Source organism: Kamptonema sp. PCC 6506 (genome assembly GCF_000180455.1).
In the GTDB taxonomy this organism is placed as follows: domain Bacteria; phylum Cyanobacteriota; class Cyanobacteriia; order Cyanobacteriales; family Microcoleaceae; genus Kamptonema; species Kamptonema formosum.
In genome coordinates this window covers 1-23,755 of sequence record NZ_CACA01000358.1, presented here as the reverse complement: position 1 = coordinate 23,755, position 23,755 = coordinate 1, and the positions used below count along the sequence as shown (strand labels likewise).

17 protein-coding genes are annotated in these 23,755 nt (G+C 42.3%); 5 read left to right on the top strand and 12 right to left on the bottom strand.

Translation table 11 applies throughout. The annotated features are described in order from the left end of the window. From OSCI_RS25660 to OSCI_RS28870, 7 genes are all read right to left on the bottom strand, one after another. The coding region (locus OSCI_RS25660) for a hypothetical protein (protein WP_071986237.1) at window positions 1-1,653 on the bottom strand (1,653 nt) is incomplete at its 3' end. A 114-nt stretch (window positions 1,654-1,767) separates the two neighbouring features. Next, window positions 1,768-2,637, bottom strand: coding sequence for a hypothetical protein (locus OSCI_RS25655; RefSeq protein ID WP_007358125.1), 870 nt, complete (start codon window positions 2,635-2,637; stop codon window positions 1,768-1,770). A 55-nt stretch (window positions 2,638-2,692) separates the two neighbouring features. Beyond that, window positions 2,693-3,868, bottom strand: coding sequence for a homocysteine biosynthesis protein (locus tag OSCI_RS25650; RefSeq protein WP_007358124.1), 1,176 nt, complete (start codon window positions 3,866-3,868; stop codon window positions 2,693-2,695). A 138-nt stretch (window positions 3,869-4,006) separates the two neighbouring features. Continuing rightward, entirely contained in the window at window positions 4,007-4,630 is a 624-nt protein-coding gene (locus OSCI_RS25645) for a Uma2 family endonuclease (RefSeq protein WP_007358123.1), read from the bottom strand. A 177-nt stretch (window positions 4,631-4,807) separates the two neighbouring features. Then, window positions 4,808-5,068 (bottom strand): hypothetical protein, encoded by a 261-nt coding sequence (locus tag OSCI_RS25640; protein ID WP_007358122.1) that lies wholly within the window; start codon window positions 5,066-5,068, stop codon window positions 4,808-4,810. Between the two features lie 4 nt (window positions 5,069-5,072). Further along, window positions 5,073-5,258 (bottom strand): hypothetical protein, encoded by a 186-nt coding sequence (locus OSCI_RS25635; RefSeq protein ID WP_007358121.1) that lies wholly within the window; start codon window positions 5,256-5,258, stop codon window positions 5,073-5,075. A gap of 55 nt (window positions 5,259-5,313) precedes the next feature. Continuing rightward, the gene (locus tag OSCI_RS28870; protein WP_007358120.1) at window positions 5,314-5,508 is read right to left on the bottom strand and encodes a hypothetical protein; all 195 of its coding nucleotides are present in this window, start codon (window positions 5,506-5,508) and stop codon (window positions 5,314-5,316) included. Window positions 5,509-5,697: 189 nt separating this feature from the next. Between OSCI_RS28870 and OSCI_RS25630 the strand changes: the two genes are divergently transcribed. The 3 genes from OSCI_RS25630 (at window position 5,698) to OSCI_RS25620 (ending at window position 10,122) form a co-directional block, all read left to right on the top strand. Next, complete coding sequence (locus tag OSCI_RS25630) at window positions 5,698-7,020, top strand: class I SAM-dependent methyltransferase (protein WP_007358118.1); 1,323 nt, start codon at window positions 5,698-5,700, stop codon at window positions 7,018-7,020. A 130-nt stretch (window positions 7,021-7,150) separates the two neighbouring features. Next, a complete protein-coding gene (locus OSCI_RS25625; protein ID WP_007358117.1) occupies window positions 7,151-7,720 on the top strand; it encodes a type IV pilin-like G/H family protein in 570 nt (189 codons plus the stop codon). 161 nt (window positions 7,721-7,881) lie between these two features. Then, window positions 7,882-10,122 (top strand): hypothetical protein, encoded by a 2,241-nt coding sequence (locus tag OSCI_RS25620; protein WP_007358116.1) that lies wholly within the window; start codon window positions 7,882-7,884, stop codon window positions 10,120-10,122. A gap of 64 nt (window positions 10,123-10,186) precedes the next feature. Here the strand turns inward: OSCI_RS25620 and OSCI_RS25615 are convergent, their stop codons facing one another. The 5 genes from OSCI_RS25615 to OSCI_RS25595 all read right to left on the bottom strand — a co-directional run bounded on the left by OSCI_RS25615 (window position 10,187) and on the right by OSCI_RS25595 (window position 21,700). Then, window positions 10,187-11,221 (bottom strand): FkbM family methyltransferase, encoded by a 1,035-nt coding sequence (locus OSCI_RS25615; protein ID WP_007358115.1) that lies wholly within the window; start codon window positions 11,219-11,221, stop codon window positions 10,187-10,189. Between the two features lie 46 nt (window positions 11,222-11,267). Continuing rightward, window positions 11,268-18,125: an FkbM family methyltransferase gene (locus tag OSCI_RS25610; RefSeq protein ID WP_007358114.1), complete on the bottom strand. Its 6,858-nt coding sequence runs from the start codon at window positions 18,123-18,125 to the stop codon at window positions 11,268-11,270. A gap of 145 nt (window positions 18,126-18,270) precedes the next feature. Next, complete coding sequence (locus OSCI_RS25605) at window positions 18,271-18,654, bottom strand: tetratricopeptide repeat protein (protein WP_007358113.1); 384 nt, start codon at window positions 18,652-18,654, stop codon at window positions 18,271-18,273. Window positions 18,655-18,917: 263 nt separating this feature from the next. Then, window positions 18,918-19,838: a DUF6999 family protein gene (locus OSCI_RS25600; protein WP_007358112.1), complete on the bottom strand. Its 921-nt coding sequence runs from the start codon at window positions 19,836-19,838 to the stop codon at window positions 18,918-18,920. Beyond that, the gene (locus OSCI_RS25595; RefSeq protein ID WP_007358111.1) at window positions 19,838-21,700 is read right to left on the bottom strand and encodes a beta-ketoacyl-ACP synthase III; all 1,863 of its coding nucleotides are present in this window, start codon (window positions 21,698-21,700) and stop codon (window positions 19,838-19,840) included. The genes OSCI_RS25600 and OSCI_RS25595 overlap by 1 nt, the downstream gene beginning before the upstream one ends. 68 nt (window positions 21,701-21,768) lie before the next feature. Between OSCI_RS25595 and OSCI_RS25590 the strand changes: the two genes are divergently transcribed. Then, window positions 21,769-22,563: a HEAT repeat domain-containing protein gene (locus tag OSCI_RS25590; protein WP_007358110.1), complete on the top strand. Its 795-nt coding sequence runs from the start codon at window positions 21,769-21,771 to the stop codon at window positions 22,561-22,563. Window positions 22,564-23,215: 652 nt separating this feature from the next. Then, on the top strand, window positions 23,216-23,674 hold the full coding sequence (locus tag OSCI_RS25585; protein WP_007358109.1) for a peroxiredoxin: 459 nt from the start codon (window positions 23,216-23,218) through the stop codon (window positions 23,672-23,674). Window positions 23,675-23,755 lie beyond the last annotated feature (81 nt).

Sequence of the window (23,755 nt, the reverse complement as noted above, 5' to 3'; positions counted from 1 at the left end):
CGCAATACAAGACGCTGCTAAAACCACTAAACCCTCATTTTGAAAAACAGCACAGCGTTCCATATACTGTGTTAAAGCAGGAGTTTTACCCTGTTTAAGATCGGCAACAACCTCTGGGGTTGAATCAAAGTTTTTGAGCCAATCATACTTCTCCACATAATTAAGAGTCAAAGCATTTTTCTCCAACATCCAGAAATCAATCCCGTACTGATTAATAAAGTTTTTTACTACTGCAATATCGGGACTATACTGAGCGCTAATTAACCCAAGAGCCTTCTCTCGAAATTGGCGATAAAAGCCTACTTGATATGGGATACCATATTCCCTGCCAATTAAAATAGACCTCTGGGAAAAAGTCGGCAAAAAATTCGCTTCTTCAGATAAAGATGCAATTAATGTATCTTTAGGTTGCTGCTGAAAAAACTCATATAAAGCTGGCATTCTCCCAGTTTTATACCCAACTCTGGGGAAATCGGGAACAAAGCAAGGATAGAGGAGAACTAAAATAGCAATTACTCCTGTTAAACCTAATGCAATTATAGTTTTGATTTGGGATCTACCCTTAAAAATGGGTGATGATGAGGGTGAATTTTGAATTAAAACTTTTGCCTCTGTTCCTGATGCCCATTGTAGCGCAGCATCTATGATTAAAGTTAGCGCGATCGCCGTCATAAAAACAATAATTATGCGGAAACTGTAGGAAGTATATCTATTAGGAACGTACAGCTTAAATAATACAGCATGAGCTAGAAAGAACATCGTCAATGATGCTAATAATAGCTGAAGTAAAAGCCAAATACCGCTTTTAATCTGCTTTACCAAAGGAAATGCGGAGGAAAATGGTAGCAGCAACGGAAACAGAAGCCCCGCACAGTGAGTTACAGGCGTAAATAAAGACTTAGAAAACATTCCAGTACCTTTACCTGTAAACCAAAAACTTTTAGGATGAAGTTCAAAAAATGGGATGCGTCCCCCTGGTAAAAACTCCCGCGATTGTCTTGCTTCTGCCACTGTAATTGTAGGGCCAAATTTAGAAGAATTTAAGGCAAAAGGCAACATTACAAAGAAAGCAACTCCCAAGCCTGTACCGCAAAATATGTAATTATTTCGCTCTGGTGATAGGCGCAAACTGCCATCTTTCCAGTGGAATAGTCTTAGAATTAAAATGCCACAGGCAATAAATACATATTGAGGATAAAATAGTCCTATTAGGGCAATTGTTGCCAAACAGGGTAAGAGTGAGACTCGCAACAAATAATATAAAAATCCTAGAAATATCGGATACAGAAAAGCTCTAGGTGTAGCTGAAGCTAAATCATCTGTGATCCACATACTTTGATTCAAAACTGAAGCAGCAATAAATCCCGCCATTGGTACTGGCAACATTTCCAGGCAAATGCTAAAACAGTAGTAAGTAGAGATTAATCCTAATATCATCGGCAAGATTTTATGAAATAAAAGGGGATTAATCCCTGCCATCGCCGCTAGCTTGTAAACTATTTTGTATCCTGCGGGAGCAACAGCTTGAAAATAGTCGGCAATTAGATCATTGGGAAATAAACTCGGATCGATAAACCGCATGATCCAGAATACGTGCTGTCTCGCATCGTCTTGCACAACGTACTCGCTACCGAAGGCTTCTTTGAAGCCCATAATGCCATAAAGTGCGGCAACTGTTAGGCTCAGGCTTAACCAAAATATTACTCGCGATCGCGATGTTTTTTCAAGTTGTGGGTAGTCATCCCCGAAATTTTTGTAAGCTTGCGATTAACAGGTGATACCAAATAGGCGATCGCTATGACAAAAGATTTCCCAAGCGCGAATTCCCATAAAACCAATACCTGCAACTGCCAAGGGCATCGCAGCGGCACCTAAAAGCGCGGCAATCGGGGGAAAGATCATACAGATTGTTAACAGAATACCAGTCATCACACCGCCAGCAATCCCAGCTTTGGCGGTAGCAGTGGCGACTTGCTGGACTAACTCTGACTGTGTAATTTTGCCTTCAACACACAACAGGGAGTTTTCTAAGATGGAAAATACTAACTCAATTACTGCTGCTGCGATCGCCCCTTTAATTGTTGCCCCAACGATTTCGACAACTGCTGCTTTAAAGGCAGCATCAGCTAAGACTTTCTTCGCGACTGCTAATTCTTCGGCAGTCATGTCTACACCACCACGCTGGCGATTTACCCAAAAATATTCAAAAATCCCATTAGCAGCTTCGTTTCCCCCTCCATTGACGTATGCTTGAATGTGACTCCAATCTTTATCTTGACAAAAATTGCGAATTGCTTCTGGCCCTTGGGCGCGAATTTGGGCGGGTATGGATTCAAATACTTTTGCTGCTTCTTGAACATTTCGCATTCCGTCGCGCATACCTGCCCTAGCAAATTTGAATTGCAACTGTGTTGGCAGGTTCTCAAAACGGATATTTTGGGCAACTTTGAAAGCTTCTTGAGTGGCGATCGCCCCAGCACCAACAATTGAACTTGGCGCTGATTCTACCCACGCCGTGACTACAGTTGCACTTTCCTGAACTTGAGCAGCGATTTGGTTAGCTAAGTTTTGGGTATCGGCAATAGTTTCTTGCACTTTGGTCGTTAGAAAATCGAGGGGATTATGGTTGATTTTCATGTCGATCTAGTATCGCAGTGATTGAATTATACTGACTATAACATTTCTATTCAATTTAGTCAATTCTCACCTGATTACCCCATAAATCTTGAGGCAAAAAAGCCCTTTCCATCGGAATGTGAGCAACTGGCTCAGTCAGGGTAAATTGTCCCTCCTCAATCCACGCTTTAAGTTCCAAAGCTACTTGACGGGAGAGGTAAAAACTAGCAAGGGGAGCCACTCTGACAGTTTTACCTTCAATAGTAATACGGCCTGTTTTGAGTTGAGCATAAGTAACTAAACCAAAGGTAGGACGCACCCGCCGAGGGATAGCAAAATCTACTACTGGTGCTACAATATCTTTGTCTTGTATGGCGCAACGGGCAACTACTTCTTCATTTAAAACTGGCAGCGGAATCCCAACTCCTAACATTATAGATGGGCCGTAATTTTTGAAGTAACAACCCCGTACCCATTTGGAGTTCATCTGTTTAGCATCACCAATTAAAGCTAGCGTAGCGGCGGGGCCAATGGGAGTGCGATTAGGAAGGCGTTTTTGTAGTGGGAAATGCTGCGTTCCTTCCCAGGTAACATAGCCGATCGCACCGCCCAGGAAAATGCGCGTACCGATACCCACAAGCTGTAAATCTGGGTCGTTTAGCAAGGGAGAAATGGCTCCAGGGTTGGAGTAGACGGCGTTACTGAGATGGGGTTGTAGGGGGCCGAGGTAGGTGTAAAGAGTGCGATCGCCTCCATTCACGCCCACGATAAAGTTTTGGTAGATGTTGCGGGGATTAAATAGGTAAAACTGGTTAATCGTGTCGCGGGTAATGGTCGTTTCAAAGGAGGCGCGGGGGTAACAGTCTGTGGCTTGGCCTACGGCTCGTAGTTGTACGGGTTTGCCAGCGATTAGGTCTTCGATGACGTGGCCGCCGCCCCGTTCCCGCGATTCTTCGCCGTCTTCGGCAACTTGGGTGGCTCCCAGGTAGAGGTCTACAGCCCCGAAGCCGGAGTAGGCTAAAACGCCATCTAGCCAGCAGGAGCGAATTTTGATCGGGGGGTCTGTGTGTCCCAGATTGACAATCGCCCCGGAGGATTCCATCGGCTCAAACGTGCCTGTAGTAATTACGTCTACTTCTTTGGCTGCTTGGGTTGTGCCGATTTCGGCGACTCTAGCTTTAAGTTCTTCTACTGTCCAGACTACGGCTTGCTGACGGCTGATTTTGTCGTTAATTTCGGCTATGGTTCGCATTAAGTTTAAAAGTAATTAGTAATTAGTAATTGGTAATTGGTAATTGGTAATGGCTAATAGCTAATTGCTAATGGCTAATTGCTAATTACCCATCCTCCCCATTTCCCTCTCTCTTCCTCTTTCCCTAGTCCCTAGTCCCTAGCCCCTAGTCCCTTCTTTAAAAACTTGTTCGGCCGTCACTTGCAATTCTGGAAAAGTTGGAGATATGATGCGATCGCTTCCCCGAAATTGACTAATTTGATACTCGCCGTCAACCAATTCACAGACACCGATTGTGGGTTGTTTGGGATTGCCAATAAACCGTTTACCGCCTAAGCCGAGATAGTCTACAATCCAGTATTCGGGAATGCCCATTTCTTCATAATCAGCAAATTTACTAAAGTAATCATCTCGCCAATTAGTGCTGACTACTTCAATTACTAAAGGAATTGAAATAGCTTGAGTAACCGTTGAAGCTTTATTCCACAGCGGTTCTGATGCTAAATTAGGGCGATTTAAGAGCAGAATGTCTGGCAAGTAGCCTGACTCTCTAGCGGGTGCTCTGACTAACGCTTGTTTGGGAATGAAATAAGGAAGTTTGAGTTTTTCGTACTCTACAACCAGCTTTGTTACTAAAAAGCCAGTAACTTCTTCGTGTTCTCCTAATGGTTGTGCCATCTTGACAATTACTCCGTTGTATAGTTCATATCGATGTTCGGAATTTTCTGGATACCAGTCAATAAATTCATCGAATGATACTGCTTTTTGTAAGGTTTGAATCATGGTGAGTGTTTCAGTTGCTTGGGATATTTATACAGTATAGTGCAATGTGTTGGGAAATTGGCAGGCAGGTTCGCCAAAGTGTACTATACAAACCAGAAAGCCAGTAAACCCGCCTCAGTTAATTTTTTTATGCTAATTTTTTATGAACCGGCGATCGCATTTTTATGTTTTAACTTTTTACTCCTGTTCATCATCATCAGGCAATTTTTCCATTTCCTCGGCTATTAATGTCTGAAAATCTTCTCCGCAATGAACGTTCAAATGAATTGCAGAAGAGAGCAATTCTGCGAGAATTTCGGCTTGTTGTCTAGCACTCAGGTGAGGTGACTGAAGCTGATAGATTAACGCTGTGACATTTTGGCATTCTGAGCCTAACTCTCTAATTAATGTACGTAGAGTAGAACTTGCAATAGGAAGGGTGCGATCTCGAATTTGCATAACATTATTTCCCTAATCGTTTTAGTGCTTGTTGAATACCTTTCTTAAAGGCGAAAATCTCAGTTTCCCAATGCTTAATTAAACCTTCATCGGGAGAATGCTTTTCAGATTCTATTCTAATCTTTTCTTGATGTTCAGCAATGCGCTTATTAAGCGAACGAATTGCTTTTTTGTGATTTTTATTGCCCATAAAATCCCAGAGATATCTACAGCTTAGCAGAGGATGGCGATCGCATTTCCCCAGTTCAGCTTGATTTCACTGGCTTGAGGGCTCTCCAGCCCAGGAGTGCTGCTAGGATAATGCTAGGGGTTAATATGGCGATGAGGGCGATCGCATTGCTAGAGGGTACGGATAAGCTGGGGCCGCCGTATTTGATGGTCAGGGAGAGAGCGGCGGAGAGGGAGAATATTTTGAGGATCGGGCTGATGTTGGTGTTCATGGAGGTGGTAGTTACTTGTATAAGCTGCTATTGAGATTATTATTGCAAGTATGTGTTGCGGCTGGACTGGCAGTTTGTAGATGGGGAGTGGGCAATCGCTTTTTCCCAACGAGGTGCGGATGAGATACCTTTACATCTTAGAATAGGTAGTACCCCAGCACAATTTAGCAGTATCAGGAGCGATTCAGAATGGACAGCAAAGAATCAGAATTAATAGATAAAATTCGTCAACAATTTGATAATGCCCCTTATCCTAGAATTCCCCTAGAGACATCTCCTAAGAATAACTATCAGACTCTCTATATCCATAATTTGGCAACAGCTTACTATATAAGAAATCAAAAAGTTATAGAAACCGAAGGAAAAGTTATTTTAGATGCCGGCTGTGGTAGCGGGTACAAATCGTTAATTTTGGCAGAAGCCAATCCCGGAGCCAAAATTGTGGGTATCGATTTATCAGAAGAGTCTGTTAATCTAGCCCGACAGCGCTTGCAATATCACGGGTTTGAGAATATTGACTTTCAGGCTCTGTCAATTGAGGAACTGCCTAGCTTAAACCAACAGTTTGATTATATCAACTGTGACGAGGTTCTTTATCTCTTGCCAGACCCAGTTGTCGGATTGCAAGCTATGAAAGCAGTTTTGAAACCGGATGGAATAATTCGGACAAACCTCCACAGTTCCCTACAGCGACGTTCTTTCTTTGCAGTTCAAAAAGTATTCAAAATCATGGGATTTATGGAGGATAACCCTAGAGAGATGGAAATAGAGTTAGCTAAAGAAGTTATACAATCTCTAAAGAATGACGTGGCTATTAAGGAAGCAACATGGAATTCTCCATCCGAAAAAAATGAAGAATGGATGCTGGCTAACTATTTGCTGCTGGGGGATAAAGGCTATACTATACCTGAAGTGTTTTCAGCATTAAGAGCTGCTGATTTAGAATTTATTAGTATGGTGAGTTGGCGGTTGTGGGACTTGACGGATTTGTTCAACGAGCCAAATAACCTACCTGCGTTTCTGGCAATGAGCTTGCCAGAAACTCCTGTCGAGCAACGGCTGCACCTATTTGAACTTTTACATCCAATCCATCGTTTGATAGACTTCTGGTGCGGTCTTCCCAACCAAGCTGAGTCTTTTTTACCAGTTTCGGAATGGACTGTGGCTGACTGGCAACAGGCAAAGGTGCATCTACATCCTCAGCTCAGCACTCCCCAGTTAAAAGAAGATTTGATTAAATCTATAGCTAACCAGAGTTCCTTCGAGATTAGCCGTTATGTTACTTCGCCAACCTTAGTACCGATTTTGATAGAGAGCGGTATGGCGGCTTGCTTGCTACCTCTGTGGGAGGGCGCGCAGCCAGCGATCTCCTTAGCGGAGCGCTGGCTCAAGCTTAGACCCGTAGACCTTGTAACCCTTGAACCTGTGAATCAGGATAGAGCCTTCAATGAAATCAAGGAACTCTTGATGAGCCTAGAAGTCTTTCTGTACGTGCTTTTGGAGCGTTCTTGAGAGTCCTGTACCTTTCACTGAGGCTGCTAAAAACATTTTTGTGGGCAGTGATATGAAGTTGATCGGAAGTGGGTAAGTTACATACAAGAGTTAGAAATCAAGCATCCCACCCTTCTAGGAGAAACAACCAATGAAAACTGAATTTAAAGCCAGATTCTTGCAACACCTCAATCAAAAAAGACAAGATAAGGGTTTTACCCTGATTGAACTGCTAGTCGTTATCATCATCATCGGTATTCTATCTGCTATTGCTTTGCCTTCCTTCCTCAACCAAGCTAACAAAGCCAAGCAATCAGAGGCGAAGCAGTACGGTGGTTCGATGAACCGCGCTCAGCAAGCGTCTTTCGCTGAAAGCGGTAAATTTATCGGTTTTGTTCCTGGGTTAGGGCTTGGCATTAAAACACAGACTCAGAACTACACATACTCTATTATCCCGGCTGCAACAGAGGCAGCTCCGACTCTTGCTACAGATACCACTGTGGTAGCAAATATAGCACACGGTCAAAGCAACGTACTCAAATCTTACTTGGGAGCAGTAGCACTAATTCAACAAGGTGGTACTGAGAAAACTAGCACGGCAGTCCTGTGCGAAAGTACAGCAGCAGGCGTTGCTGCGCCGGCGGGCGCAGCGGATGCTGCGACCATTGCTGCTGATAACATAAACTGTAATAATACCAGTTGGACAGTAGTGTCGAAGTAGATAGTTTCCAAGTAAGAAGTGTGTCAAAGTTAGTATTGTTCCTGCAAGCCTAATCTGAACATTGTCAAAAAGTGGGTAGTGTAAGCTACACTACCCATTGCTATTAAATGATGAACTTGCCTTAGATAGATATTCAGGGAAGATAAGACTGATATGCTACTATGACAACTTATTTACAAAATATTTCATCCAATAGTCCTAGTCATTGGCAGCAACAGGCTAATCAATATTTAATTCAAGGGAATTACAGTCAGGCTGCAAACCTCTACGAGCAAGCAATCGCAACGGAGCCGGAAATCAAGTCCTACTACTGGCACTTGGGGTTGATGTTGCTGTTGCAGGGGCAAGAAACAGAAGCTCAGACAACTTGGCTGCTGGGTATGGCAGAGGGCGAGCCAGAACTAACAGAAGAATGGACAGCAGAATTGGTTGAGGTGCTGCAAAAAGAAGCCGATCGGCGAGAGGGCTTGTCAGAGTACTCCCTTGCTTGGGCGATCCGGCAACACATCCGGGAAATAAATCCGGCAGACATTAATAACCTGTTGCGTGCGATCGAGCTTTCTATCCGGCTTGAGACGTTTACACCAGAGGAACTGACTTCTACAGGCTTGATTGAATTGCTGGAGTTGGAGCCAGGGATAGTAGTAGCAGACACGGTTCAATTGATGCAAGTGTTGCAAAGAGTTTTGGATTGTATTTCTGCACACCCGTCCGCTTTGAAGTTTGCAGAAACCTGTATAGCTCACGTCCACAATCCTCAAATTTATATTAACATTATTATTGCAACCTGTGTTGAACTTGGGTATATTTTAAAGTTACCTAGATTAGCAATAAACTATATTGAATTAGGTTTGCGTTTAGCTCCTGAGCAGCCAGAGTTAGTCCGCCACATGGCGAGTTTTTATCAAAATTTAGGTGAATTTGATGAAGGCATAAAAACAGCGAAGCTTTTCTACTCATTACAACAGAAAGTACCCGCCAAAGTTTACGCGACTCACTTAATTTTACGGGGGTTGATGAGTGCGGGCGGATATTGGTCTGAAGCGATTTCGACGCTCGAGCGCCTCCACTCGCTCTTAGAGTTGCTAATAGCTGAATGTCCGACCTCGCTACCATCCTCTACAGTCTGTGACTTATTTGTTACCAGCTTTTTTTTCCCCTATTTTCAGGACGATCCGAAAAATAACAGAAAAATAGGTAATCAATTGGCTCAACTGTGCCAGAGCAACGTTCAAAACTATGCTAAGGAGCAGATAGAGGGATACTTGCAGCGACAGTTAGTTCGCAAGAGCCTTGGTGTTTCTGGCAAGCCTCTGAAGATTGGCTACCTATCCCACTGCTTGAGGAGACATTCTGTGGGCTGGCTAGCGCGATGGCTGTTTCAGCATCACGATCGCGATCGCTTTCAAATTCATGGCTACTTTATCGGCTATAAAGAGGAAGAACACTTTTTACAAAACTGGTATGTCAATCATGTTGATAAGCCGTATCGCTGCGGGATAGTCAGCACAAATATTGCGGAGCAAATTGACAAAGACGAAATTGACATTCTGATCGAACTTGACAGTATTACTTTAGATGTGAACTGTGAAGTGATGGCAATGAAATCGGCACCGATACAAGTTACTTGGCTAGGTTGGGATGCTGTAGGATTGCCTGCAATCGACTATTTTATTGCCGATCCTTACGTTGTACCGGAGTCTGCTCAAGATTATTATAGTGAAAAAATTTGGCGCTTGCCCCAGACTTACATAGCTGTGGATGGTTTTGAAGTGGGAGTACCGACTTTACGCCGCGATCGGTTGAATATTCCGAGCAATGCAGTCATATACCTCAGCAGCCAGACTGGGTACAAACGGCATCTAGATACAGCGCGATTACAGGTGAAGATTTTGAAGGAAGTCCCTAACAGTTACTTTTTAATTAAAGGCGGGGCTGACCAAAATTCAATTAAAAAATTATTTAACCAGCTAGCAGAAGAAGAGGGTTTGGAGGGCGATCGCTTGCGATTTTTGCCAGCAGTTAGTTCAGAGGAAGTTCACCGAGCTAACTTAGGTATTGCCGATGTAGTTCTGGATACTTATCCCTATAATGGAGCCACAACCACTCTAGAAACTCTTTGGATGTGTATTCCCTTAGTGACGCGAGTCGGCCAGCAGTTTGCAGCTCGCAACAGCTACACTATGATGATGAATGCGGGGGTGACAGAGGGTATTGCTTGGACTGATGAAGAATATATAGAATGGGGAATTCGTTTAGGAAAAGATGCAGCTTTGCGGCAGCAAATTTCGTGGAAACTGCGACAGTCAAGGCAAACTTCTCCGCTTTGGAATGCTCAGGAGTTTACTCGCGAGATGGAAAAAGCTTATGAGCAAATGTGGGAAATTTATCTCCAAAGCTAGCATTATTGAATTGCCTTTCCAAAGGAGATGATTTCAATGACGTTGCTGCTGCATAAGAGTATTTTCAATCAAAAGGAGAAATTGACTGCTGATTGAGCGCTTGACTTGCCTGGAATAAGTCAACATCGCCATCACCAATGTAATCTTGAATTCTGACCACGATAGGCAGGGAACCTAGTCCTTGACTGACAAGCTCTGGAAATTGAGCCAAACTTTCAACGATATTGTTGGCAAAGTTATAGTTAGGGTTGTTGCCGTACTGCAAAGTTAAATACTCTAGTAACTCTAGAGCATAGTCGGGAAAATTCAGAAGATCGGCGAGGCAAGCTAACTTGAGAATTTTATCTGGTGTTTTTAAGGGACTGTCAAGGTCATGTTGAATTAGATCCCGAAAATAAAAAGCATCTCCCCAAAGCAATTGACCGCTTCTGACTGCTGAGCTAATAGGTGTTCTAGCGCGAAGCCGATATGCTGGTTCTAAATCAAATAGTGTAAAACCTTGTTTTCTAAGATGGGTGTCAATATCAGCAAACAGGGGCTGATCTGAGTATAAGTGTGAAAATTCTACTTCAGCCTGAACCGCTAGCACACTTCGTTTTAAGATTTCCGCAGCACCTTCTAAAACCTGAAGTTCTGCACCTTGAACGTCAATTTGTAGGAAATCTATTTCATCAATTCCTTCCTGGTGGCAAAACTTATCTAAAGTGGTGGTTTCAAGTTCCATACAAAAATCTAAGTTTACAAGTTCGGGTAGTCCAGAAAAACGCTCCAAGTAAGGTTCATTAGGTGGATAAAGCGAACTGCACATAGGATGTTGTGTAACATAAAGTGTAGACTCACCTACAGACTTTGCTAAAGCTAAAGGAATATGTTTTTCAGTCCAATTGACTTGTCGTACTTCAAGGTCAGCATTGGCCGCTTCGCAAGCATCTGCATCTGCATCAAAACCGTAAATAGTCAGCCGAGGGGCAAAAATATTCCATCCCTGGCTGCCGTAGTCATCTTCGCTTGTTAATTTACGACAGCCAATATTACAGAGTGTCATGTAAATCCGGTCTAAATGACCGCTTTTTTTCAAACTGTTGAGAAAAACAGGCATAAGGAATCCCTTTGAATTATGAAAATTTTTCGGATAGATTTAGAGATTATAAATCATTAAGATGGCTAGGTAAAGCGATGACATTAAGGTTTCCTTGCAAATCTTCAGCAGAATCTACAGGAAGCAGTTTTTGCAGATAAGGTTGATAGATAAATAATCGATATCCTCTACCTCTGAGATAATCAGCAGCAGCTAGATTGCTGCGTTGACCTACGTCGGTATTTTCATAAAGGATTGCAGGGGAAAATTCAGACAAAATTTTGTCGCTGCCAGTCAATACAGAGAGTTCATGTCCTTCTGCATCTATCTTGAGAAAATCTACTGTGCTTAGATTTTCTCGTTCAATTAGGCTGTCGAGAGTAAAGCAGGTAACATCTTCAAAGGTGCCCGGCTGCATTTTTTCAGCCGATTCGCCAACCACAATTTTGTTGAGTTCACTGGCCCGAAAAAGAGACAACCGAGCTTTTCCTTCGCGATCGCTCGCAGCGCCGGCGCAAACTTTCACCCAATCGAACTTACCGATTTTACAGCTTTCTTGTAAACAGCGAACGCAGCTTGAAAAAGGTTCGACTGCTAAAACACGACCCCTAGATCCTACGCGGCGAGCTGCACTAAAGGTGTACACCCCCACATTCGCACCCACATCTATAACCGTCATGCCTGGTTTGATCGAATTGCGCCAAAATTCCATTTCTTTTTCAAACCAGTCTCCTTCTGAAATCAATACTCCAGTCGCATAACTTTGGAAATTTGATTCAACCGCCAATAACATTTGGCCATCAAATGGCACGTAAGTGAAATAACTTTCCAAGTTTAATTCTGTCCATCTCCACTCTAGAGAATGAGTTTTATTTTTGTATAAATTGCGCGCATAATTTAGCCAGTAATTTGCTTTTTCTGTCTGTTCTAAATTTTTGTAGGCGAGGTAGAGTGCTTGCAAAATCGGTGCTGAATCGGGAGCTTTCTGTCTAGCGCGGTGCAGGTATAACAACCCTTCCCATAGATTGTTTATCAAGCTTGATATTCCCAGCGTTAAATTGATTGAAATGGAATCAGGGAAAACTTGAGATGCTAAGTTTTTGATGAAAATTCCTCTCGTGTTGTAAGAGACAAGTAGTGACCGACACAGCACTTCTGTCAACAACATAATTGCTTGAGTATAACCCTCTTTTGCTTGTATAATTTGAGTAATATTTTCGTTGCGGTAACTTCTCAAATTGTTATTTTTTTCAGGTAAATATACAATAGCGGGCTGAATGTTATTAACAGAGCTATCAGCATAGTGGAGAGTATCGATAAATGAGGCCAGTGAAATTTGACTGGATTCTAATATTTCTCCTGTCATGCCAAGCGTTACAGCAAGATGAGCAGTACAGAGAGGATGCTCCCGTAAGTCTACTCCTCTATTTAAAGCTTCTAATGCCATATTAAAATAGAGTTCTTTGACAGATAAGTCTGGACAACCTTCGGCTTGTATTAAGGCTACAACAGCAAAATTATTCAAATCTACTGCGGATAAAGGATTGTCCCAAGATGTAGTTTCAAGACTTGACTTTATGCCCAACCAAGTATTTAAATCTAGATTTGGACAATTTGTTTTAATATATTCTAAGTAGCAATCTACAGGTGATTGTTCTTGAAACTCTGTTTCTGTTTGAGGATTTGTCAGAGATTCTCGCTGGGGAGAAATGAACTTCCAATCTCCTGTTTCTGACTGAACAGCTCGCCTGTTGCTAAAGCTATCGACATCGCAGGAAGGGATGCTTTCTGCTTTGATGGCTGCGATCGCCTGTTCATTTTCGTTCTCCAGAGCAAGTTTAGCTTGTATTCTACCGAGTAAAATATCCCACTGCCTTTGCTCCAAATTTCTCACTAACGATATTTCGGCAAATTCAGTAACGTCTAAATCTTCTTCCATCAAAAGATTCATGGCAACGCCTGATAAAGCTAGATTTGCCTCATCCTCAGAAATGTTGGCAGTATCTATGAGTAATGTCATCTTCATTCTGTCAGGGTGAGTAGCGATCGCCCTAATCGCTTTTGTCAAATCTGTGCCAATAGACTCTTCTGATGCTGACCAATCTGGGAAAATGATTAAATTAATTTTCCTCAGCTTTAAAGCTGGGAAAGCAGCATCTATCAAAGTCGTGCTAACTACCCTTGCCATTTTTGACCAAGAAAACTTTTTGGCTTGTTCTAGTCCTTCTGCGATTAAAGCTCTGCGGACATTTGGCTTTTGTACCTCGCAAAGTGCCTTTGCAAGCTCGTTAAAGTCAGTATCGCTCACATATAAGGCTGCTTTACCAGCAACTTCAGGGATAGAAGCGTTAAGACAAGTAATGACGGGACATCCGCAAGCGATCGCTTCTAAAATGGGTAGACCAAAACCTTCATATTTTGAAGGATAAACGAGAGCAACTGCACCAGAGTAGGCGAAACTCAACTCGCGATCGCTGAGTTCCAGTATGTGAACTGCACTGCCTGATGTATATTCTCTAAACTCATCTTTAAATGGGAAACGTTTCCCCGTACAGACAATATCAAATGCTTGTCTTGTAGGAAGTTGACCAAAACCTTGAAAGAACAAATCTGTATTTTTATGAACATCTCCAGCACCCACCACAAGGAAATAAGGTTTGAATATCCCGTACTTGGTCTTAAAATAGCTAATTTCTTCTTGATTTGCTGGCGAAAAACTGCTGGCGACTCCACAATGAGCTACGGCGATCGACTCCTCAGCAATATTTGGGAAAAATTTGATTATATCGGAAGCGGTATTTTGAGAAATTGCAATATGAGCTGATGCGTGGTTAATAGCGCGATGCTTTTCTCGCCACATTGGCTTGTCCAGGTTAGCCCCCCATACTTCGGGAAGCATATCATAAGCCATGAATACAGAGGTTGTGGCGATCGGGGTTGTGTAGTAAGTCGAGATAAATAAGTCTGCTTCCTGTTCGTCACAAACTTGCTGGAGCATTTCGCGATCGGCATCTGTGCTGTCATAACTATAAGCCGGAACAGGACGGTAATTAATACCCGGTATTTTTGGTGCTGTTCCGGCGCGATCGAGCACAATTATATGCTTAGCAAAATCCTGATTCACCCACTCTTCTAAGAGCGATCGCCACACGCGAGCAATTCCCGTATTGTAAAGCTGGAAAAACACGCCGTCCACAATAATCGTAGGGGGCTGTTGGGCAAGCGCAGTTTGCCTTTGCATCTTTTCTGGCTGCACGAAATGCCACTCATTACTATCCTTTTCTCGCCGTGCGATCGGTGCTATTCCCAGTGCTTCTACGACATTAACCAGCGTTCCGTCTGACACCCAGGAAAAATAATTGCCTAGACGCACGGGAAAACTCCTTGCATCTTGCAGAGACATCCATTCTGTCACTGCATTTTTGTAACCGTAATAGCGTTCCTTAAAGCGTAGTTGCTCAGGTGTCACATAAGCAAAGTGTTGAAACACCAAGCCTAGCCTTTCTGTTTCTTCATGGAAAAAAGGATTGACAGTAGCAATATCCCTAACTTCACCGTCTGCCAAAGGCTCAACTAAGCAGGGGGGCGAATGTCTTTTCCACCTTGCTCCCGGTTTATACCTCCAAGTCCGCAACCATTCCTGCTGGGGGTGCTGAGAATAACATTTACGAGTGCTTACAGCTAGGTTTTCTCCAACAAAAAACCAGCACCAGTAGTAAGCTGCTGTTTTTTCTGGATGGTCTGTAAACATTTGCCGAACAGTACAAACCTGCTCAACAGTCCACAGTTCATCTACATCTACTTGCCACAGCAAGCACTCCTGATTAATGCTTTCCAGGGGTGCATTGACCATTTCTAGTTTTCCATCCCAGAAAACTCCCGCAGGTTTCCGATAAATTGTTATATTCTCTGGATAGAGCTGCGCTAGTTCATCTAAGTATTCTGTTGTCCCGTCCTTGCTACGGCCATGAGCGTGAAGATCGTCGGTAATCTGCCCGCCGAATTTCAGCATCCAAGCACTATCGTGTTTTTGCTCAGCTACACCCTCAACAATATGCCAGTGCCACTTGAAGGGCAGTTGTTTAAATACTTCTATGTGGTAGCGGATAAAAGGCTGACCGTTGAGGACGATTGTCAAAAAGTTAATTGGCATATAATTACGCAAAATCGTTTCGCTATTCCACGGATCGAAAGGAATAAGTTTTTGAGCGGACAAATGCGGACGAAAGAAATATTTGCCTTTTTCGTTGAGCATACAAGCTGCAAAGGAAAATGAGCTATTGGAAATTGCTGTGATATCGCACTGGCTCAATAAATAAAAATCTGGATAAAATTCTGCTTCCGGTAACTCCAAACCTAAATCTTTAGTCGTGACAGGATTATACTCCTCAAAATCACTTAAAACTTTTTCCGGTTCATCGCTGGCAATAAATAGTATTGGTTCGTCGAGGGTTTCCCACAAACCTTTTAGCCATTGTTTGTACCATTCGCTCAGCGCGATGAAGAAATGGCTGTAGCCGTAATCTCCCCGCCGCAAGTGCAAACCGATAAGGGTTTTGCCGCGCGATCGCAAACAATCCAACGCCTCCTTCATTTGAGTTTCTATTGCCGGCACAGGTTGGAACAGAGACCGAAAATACTCCTTGTGGGCTGCGTAATACTTTGTATGGTACTGAAAATAGCCCCAGAAATCCACATTTTTAAATATTTCTTTTGTATTAGGTATGCGAGCTTCTAAAAGGTTATTAGTTTCTTCGCTAATTACAGGTAAATGCTGAGATATCGGCGGCTCGTTGCATCCAAACAAATACTGACCAATCCAAGCTGGTGTCTCTACTCTCAAGTTATGTTCTTTTGCGTATATTGTCAAAAAAGCATACTGAAATATTTGATTGGCAAACCGCCCGTTTCTGCCAAGCGTGGACATTGTAATTACTGGCTTTTTCACATAAAACGCATCGCCCCAAGATGGATGGTATGGTGTTGCAGTTGCGGCGCGATCGAAACCATGAATCTCTAAAAAATCATCTATATCATCAATTAAAGCACATCCTTCATACAATTCTTCATAATTAACTTCCGTGTTAATTGCTTCTATGTGTTTAAAAAGGTTAGTTGCTCCCTGCAAAGCTAACAGCTCTGCACCTTGAATATCAATGTTTAAGATATTAAAATCAGCGGGATTTAGTTGCAGTTCTTGTAGTAGTGTATCAATGGTTCTTGACTCTAAAACTAAACGCTCAACTTCCTTTATTTCTGGATAAACCTTTTGATGTTCCTTCAAGGGTAAGATTGAACTGCTTTGATCCATAGAAGTTACATATAATGTGCTTATGCCATTGATATTGCTAATTACACAATTCACCGCTAGCACATTAGACAAACCAGCTATATTCGTTTTCAAACGTTCAAATACAGCAGGGTTGGCTTCAACAAACAGTACCCTTTCCACATTCATTGCTCGATATCTTGCAATTTCCTTGCCTTCGTGTGCCCCAATGTGAATAATGCCGCGCGGTGTAACAGAATGTTTTATGCAAAGCTGCTGCAAATCAAGGAGATTTCGTGCTTCACTCCCAATCAAAGCTGTGAACCTCTCATTCACGGCTAAAAAGTTGCTATACTCGTAATTCTCATATTCCGGTAAAAACTGGGGTAATGCTTGTAAAGCATTGGGCAGTATTTTAAAGATTGTGTAACGAAACTTTTGTAAACGCTCAAATACTTGTTTTAATGTGATGTTGGCATCGACAAATGTTCCACCATACTCAAACTGAATATAATCTACTTTGCCTTTTTGCAATAGGTTAGTTGCTCCATAAAGGACTTCTAACTCACCGCCTTCTGTATCAATTTTCAAGAAGTTTATTCGCTTTATGCCCATTGTTTGGACATAATCATCAAGGGTAGCTGTTAAAATACGAAATGGCTGAGGCGACTCAATATTATATTGTTTTTCAATGTCAAATCGGCGGTGAAATGTACTCCACCCTGAAAATTTTTCGTAATAATAAAATTCCCTAATTTCCGGTTGGTGTGCTATTGCCAAGTTGTTTAACACGAGTTGACCGCTTTTAATCGGTTCAGCTAGGTTTTGTAGAAGAGTGTGATATATTGGCGGTGCAGGTTCAAACAAATGGATTTGAACGTCAGAGCATATTTTTAATACTTGAGTTGTCCAACTACCTATGTTTGCGCCAATATCGAAAACCACATTACCTGAAGCAATAAAATTTTCTATAATTTTTAATTCATAGTTATTTATAGACTCTGCGTTATTAATACTATTAGCAGATGCGCCAGTGCTTTGATTCCTTTGTTCCTGTTTCTCGCTGCGTGTATTGCCTAAGCTGGTGTTCAAACCTTGGCAATACTGAATAATTAGTTCTTTGGCAAGTGCCGGAACAGCAATAATAACATCATCAACAATTACAATATACCGGCTGTTTTTTCCTGAATTCAACAAATTTAAAACTGCACTAATATCCGGCCATTGTTGAGGTAAATGGGGCTGCGGTGGAGGAGATAAAAACAATCTGGCATCATCAATAAAAATAAAGTGTTCGCAGTCGGAGCAGTTGATAACTTCGATTTCTGCTATTAAGGGACACTCATCCCTTTCCCCATAAGTTAGCCCTCCGCTCCAATGAGCGTCAAGCCAGAATAAACTCGAGCTTTCAAGCTGTGATACTGTACTATCAAGAAGGTTTCTGCTATCACCATACAGAAAGTCTATGTTTTTGATATGACAATATTTTTCTGTAACTTTTTGATAAATGTCTTGAGAATACTCTATTGTAAAAACTTGTTCAAATATTTGGCTTGCCCAGTATGCTGTATGACCTTGATAAGTTCCTGTTTCAATAAAATTATTAATCCCGTAAACTTCTTTCAGTTTGTATATAATTTCGGTCGGCGGCCCCATGCGTATTATGCCCATATTCAATCCTTTATGAAACTAAATTAGCAATTTGAATTATGAAGAACCATTTAATTTAAAACTTATCAATTTACTGTAATAATAAAGAGTTATCGATCCTCGCCTTTCACCCCTCTGCCTAATCTTTCTCCTACTTCCCCTTCACCCGCCCCAACAATACCTTATAATCAGCCCGATCGCGATGCAACTTCACCAACTTCTCCAAAGGCTCAACAGCGCCCTTGTTATTCCCCATCCGCATCCGCACATCCGCCAACCCCTCCAAAGCCGTCTGATTCTCCGGTTCCCGGTGCAAAACTAACTCATAACCCCTTTCCTCATCAGCCAAGGATAATTCTTTAACAGTCTGAGCCGGAACAAGTCGCGGCCGATTCAAACCCTCTAAGAAAAGCTTACCAATCCCAAAAGCCGTAGAACCAGCAAAGGAAACAATCGACACCAAAACAAAAATTTGCTTAACCCGCTGACTCCGCATTTCGCGGGCTTTATCGTATTTTTTGCCTAAACCTTCCATTCACAATACCATGCGATCGCTACCAACTCGGCACTAACAAAGTACCTATCTCTATGCTGCCCAACTCAGAACCAAAAGCGATCGCGCCTCACCAATTTAAAATTTGATATTAGTCCTTCGGACTATATACCACAAAGTTAAATATTTGTCAACTATTTAGCCAACTAGCTAAAAAAGAGTAGCGATCGCCCCTATATTACTGCACCTCGATCGCGAGCTTGAGTCACTACCTCACCCTCTACTCAATTTCTAATATTTAAACTTTACTCTACCATCTGCTTGCGAATCTCCAGATAGCGGTAAAGATATTCCGACACAATACCGTGTAAAAACAAATCGCGAGCTGCATTAAAAGGACTATTTGGTGCCAGAGGTTGACGGTTCCTAATCACATGATTCCAGTCATAATTATCCGTAATTTGACTGATATAAATACCAAAGTTCTCATCTAACTGAAGCGAGATTACTGCCCGCGCAAACTCGTCGCTAGTTAAACAAAGAGAATAAAACACTTTAAACAACTCAATCGCAGATTCCAAATCTAAAACCCTGAACCAGCGGCGTGTATTAAAATCAATTTCTACTTCCGCAGGTTGAATGCTATCGTAGTTAACTCCGCGCTTTTTAATTTCCTGTAACCAATTAGGATTCTTTTGCATTGCTTGATTGTAATCCCAAACAAAATTATAGAGAATGAGGTCATGTTCCAAAAAAGCATTATTAGCTAAATCGTCAACACTACGCGGATAGAGATTTGATTTCTGAATCTGCGGATCTGGGCCGTTATCAATCAAAAAATTGACAATATTGGAACCGAGACAAATATGCCGCACAATCAAATAACAAGCTTCAGGAGAAACAAAGTTATTCAAGAAAAATGCAGCCGACTTGTGCATTAAAGTGTAAGCACTAAATTGAAAGGGAAGCAAGCGCTTCACCGTCATAATTAAAGCCAGCAACAAGTTCGCAATTATCTTAATAGGAATTAGTAAATAACTGCGAGTCCAGTTGTGTAAATCCCGAATCATGTAAGATTTCGCTACTAAATCCACAGGGATAGACTGATCGACAAAAAGCACGTCCCAATGATTAGGATTTAAGCGATTGTAAGGTTGAGGACTGTAGGGCAAATTGCTCTTAACTTCTGTTAGATTTTCAGTCTCTTGAGGTTGAATAATTTGCATTAGCGAATTTCCTCCAGTTGCAGTAAGTATAAACGAGCAGTGACTTGAGCGGTTTTAACAATGCGACGGGCAATCGCGTCTGTCATCCATTCTGCATTAATTAATTCCTCCAACTTACCAAGATGCGATTCATCATTCACTCCATGATACGCTAGAAATGACACTTGATCTCCTCGCAAACCCAGGGTTTCTTGAATCTGTTTCGCCCACTTGCCAGCAAGCTGATTCCCTAACCCTTCAATAATAAATATACTCCCAATTAAGTCTACTGGATTTTCCTGGGAGGCTTGGTGAAAGATAAATGCTGATAAAGCTTCGCTACCAATATTCTTTTCACTTCCTACAATTTCCGCCAATTCGCCGCCAACGGAAACGTAATTTTGCTCTAACATTTGAAAATCTCGGTGCTCGTCTTGAGCATGGCCAATAAATGTAGAGCGGAGGCGAAAATCAGTCATGTAAGAAGCAGCACGAGCAATCCAACGAGCTCCTTCTACAACTTGCGGCCGGAGATTTCGCAACAGAGCTTTATAATCTTCAATGGTAAATTCTCCGCTGTTTAATTTCCGTAGAATTGGTACGGAGCGCAATTTCCGCTCAAATTCTAGCCAAACTAATGCTAATTCTCGCAATAAATAGGCTTGAGGAGAATCAAGCCGTGCAGGTTTAAAGCTGTCAAGGGGAGAGCTGACAGGCAATTCAATTAAATCAACACTTGCGGTAACTTCTGGGGAATTTTCCACAACGGTTAACATCATATAAGCAGTAGTAAATCGACCGCTTTCTGGTACAAAACAAAAGATTTTTTGTCCGGGCTGCAATTTGCCAGAATTAAAGAGTTCTTCCAGCATTAAGTAAATCGAAGCACAACCTGTATTTCCCCTGGTATAAAGGTTAGTAAACCATTTTTCTTCAGGAATCATACAGTCTGCTTTTTCTAGCAGTTCCACAATTTGCCCCCGGAAGAAGTGGGAAGAGTAATGGCAGAGCAACCAATCAATTTCCTGGGGGTTAACGCGGCCTGCTGCAATTAACCGCAGCCATCCTTCTACTCCTAATTTGATCGCATTATCTAGCAATCGAATATTCTGGCGCAAGTCAAAGGCTGCGGCTGCGGCTGCATCTGCGTATGAGGGGTAATCTAACCAGCTTGTTTTTGAGTTTTCATTCTCTAACCCGGCATACATACAAAGAGGATAAGCATTAGCGTGAGAAATTAGTTCAATCCATTCTATTTTTAAACTAATTCCTGTAGTAAGAGGGTGATTTTGTAACAAGAATGCGCCTGCACCATCGGAGAGCATCCAGCGCAAAAATTCGGTGTCAAAGGGAAGAGATTTACCGGATTTAACTGACGTTTGGGTTTCAAATTTAGTGTGTTTGAACAAGCGAGATGCGAACTCAGAAGCAACCGCAAGTGCAGTCCGCCTTTTGCCTAATTGTAGTTGAGAAGCGGCGTAGTTTAAAGCGGCTATTCCCGCACAGCAAACGCCTTGAGTTGAAACAATTTCTAGAGGAGGTAATTCTGGCAGTTCTCCATGTACTATGCTAGCAAATCCAGGTACTAATAAATCGGGTATGGTTGTAGCGCAAGCAAGCAAGTCAATGGTAGCTGGTTCGATATGGGATTTTGAGAGTGCATCCCGCACGGCATAAGCCGCCATTTGACTGTTAGAATAGAGAGTTGTTTGTTCCTTGCTAATGGCATAATAGCGCTGTTGAATGCCATTGCTTTTGAGAATACGTTGTCTGACTTTAGAGGGGCGATCGGCAATTTTTCCGAGATAGTCTTCCATCTCATCGTTGCTGACAGGTGAGCCTGGTAAAAAATTGCCGATGTAATTAATGTAAGCGTACTGCACGGAGAACACCTCTCAAGTTACAAATTAAGTCTATGTTAAACTAGGCTCGTAAAAAGTAGGTAACAATAATGGATGAGTTAAGCTGTGAAACGCTGCTAAGTTATTGTGATTCTGATGATTATGCACTGCAAGTAAAAGCACTCATAGAGCTTCCTCGTACTGATTTTTATGAGGCTGTCCCCAAAATAATAAGATTGCTTAAGTCGCCTGAGTCAGGTATTCGCTCGTGTGCGGCTGAGGCTTTAGGGTATATGGGAATAGAAGATTTAGAAACTGTTGGCCCTGAACTAATGATTTTACTTGAAGATCCAGAAGAAATGGTTAGGTGTGAAGCAGTCGAAGCTCTTGGATCGCTTGGTTATACTCCTGCATTTGAAGCTATAAAATCTTTGCTAATAAGTGACTATTGGTGGTTAGTTCGTGCATCAGCAGCAGAAGCCCTTGGGTATTTAGGAGAACCTGAAGCTTTAGAAACTCTAGAGCTTTCACTCTCTAATACTAATGAATACGACCCAGTACGATGTTATGCTGCTAATTCTATTGGTCTTTTAGCCACGCCGCAGATATTACCCAAACTAGAAGACTATCTCAATTCAGAGCTTCCTCTCAGCATAAAAGCTGACTTAATGGGAGCAATTTACCACCTTGGTAGGAAAGAATATCTCAATTTGTTGTTGGGTTTATTGAAGGATGCTGATGAACTGCTAGCAATCGGCATCTTCAATATTTTAAAGGATTTGAAAGAGCGAAAGCATGACTCAACACTTGCTGAGGATGCACCCGATATAGGCGAAATATTGAGCGCGATCGCGCAACGCTTTCCCATATTGCAATATAATGTTAAACAACTTATGGCACACTAACTCCCAAAAACAGACAGTATAGAAATTGTCTAAGCTCTTACGCATTGAAACTGTATTATATATTGGTTTCTATAGCCTAACCCCCTCACCCCTCACCCCTCCACCCCCCCAACCCTCTAACCCTTCTTGCCTGTAAGGGAATGGAGAATAAGTCGATGAATTAATATACCAATTAAATGCGTAATAGCTTATCCACAAAAAAACTCGACAATTGCCGAGTTTTCCTGTTGTGCCCTGAAGCGATTTAGGTGCCCACCCCCCCACAGAGTTAAGACACCGTAGAACTCTGACTGACTTGATAGCAGCCAGATTGCAACAAAAGTACAGTTAATTCTGACCAAACCTAAGAGGATTTTTGGTTGCAGATATCAAGAAATCTTCACCAATCAAACACCTAAAAAGAGTTTGGCTCAGAGCAACTGTTTCCCATAACACCTATACTTATTGTCACTCTTTTTGTTGAGCCAGTAAAGTTTTTAATTTGAAGAGTTGATAAAGTTAGCTGACCTTTTACTTAAAGTTATTGTGAATACCTCAAAATCTTTGAGATGGGCGATCGCGTAGTGGCTGCTAAAAATTAGGTGCTACTGTTACCGATCGCGATAAGATTACAAAAGTTAACATTTCCCTTAAACCACCGATTTTAGCAAATATGCCAGTAAAAGTTGGAGAAACTGCACCGGATTTTACCTTGCCTTCTCAAACAGGCTCACCAGTCAGCCTCAAGGACTTTCGGGGCAAAAAATCAGTTGTTGTATATTTTTATCCCAAGGATGACACCCCTGGATGCACGGCTGAAGCCTGTGCTTTTCGAGATAGCTATGAAGTTTTCTCGGATGCGGGTGCAGAAGTCATTGGCATCAGTGAAGACTCACAGCAATCTCATCAGCAGTTTGCAGCTAAGCATAACTTGCCTTTTACGTTATTAAGCGATGCGGGAAACAAAGTTCGGCAACTTTATGGTGTTCCCGCCACTCTTTGGGTACTCCCTGGTCGAGTTACTTATGTAATTGACCAGGAGGGAGTTGTACAGCACATCTTTGATTCGATGCTCAATTTCAAAGCTCACGTCGAAGAAGCTCTTAAAACTCTGCAAGCGATCAAAAGTTAGCATAGGGAGCGGGGGAGCGGGGGAGCGGGGGAGCGGGGGAGCGGGGGAGCGGGGGAGCGGGTGAAGAGGGAACAGGGGGAG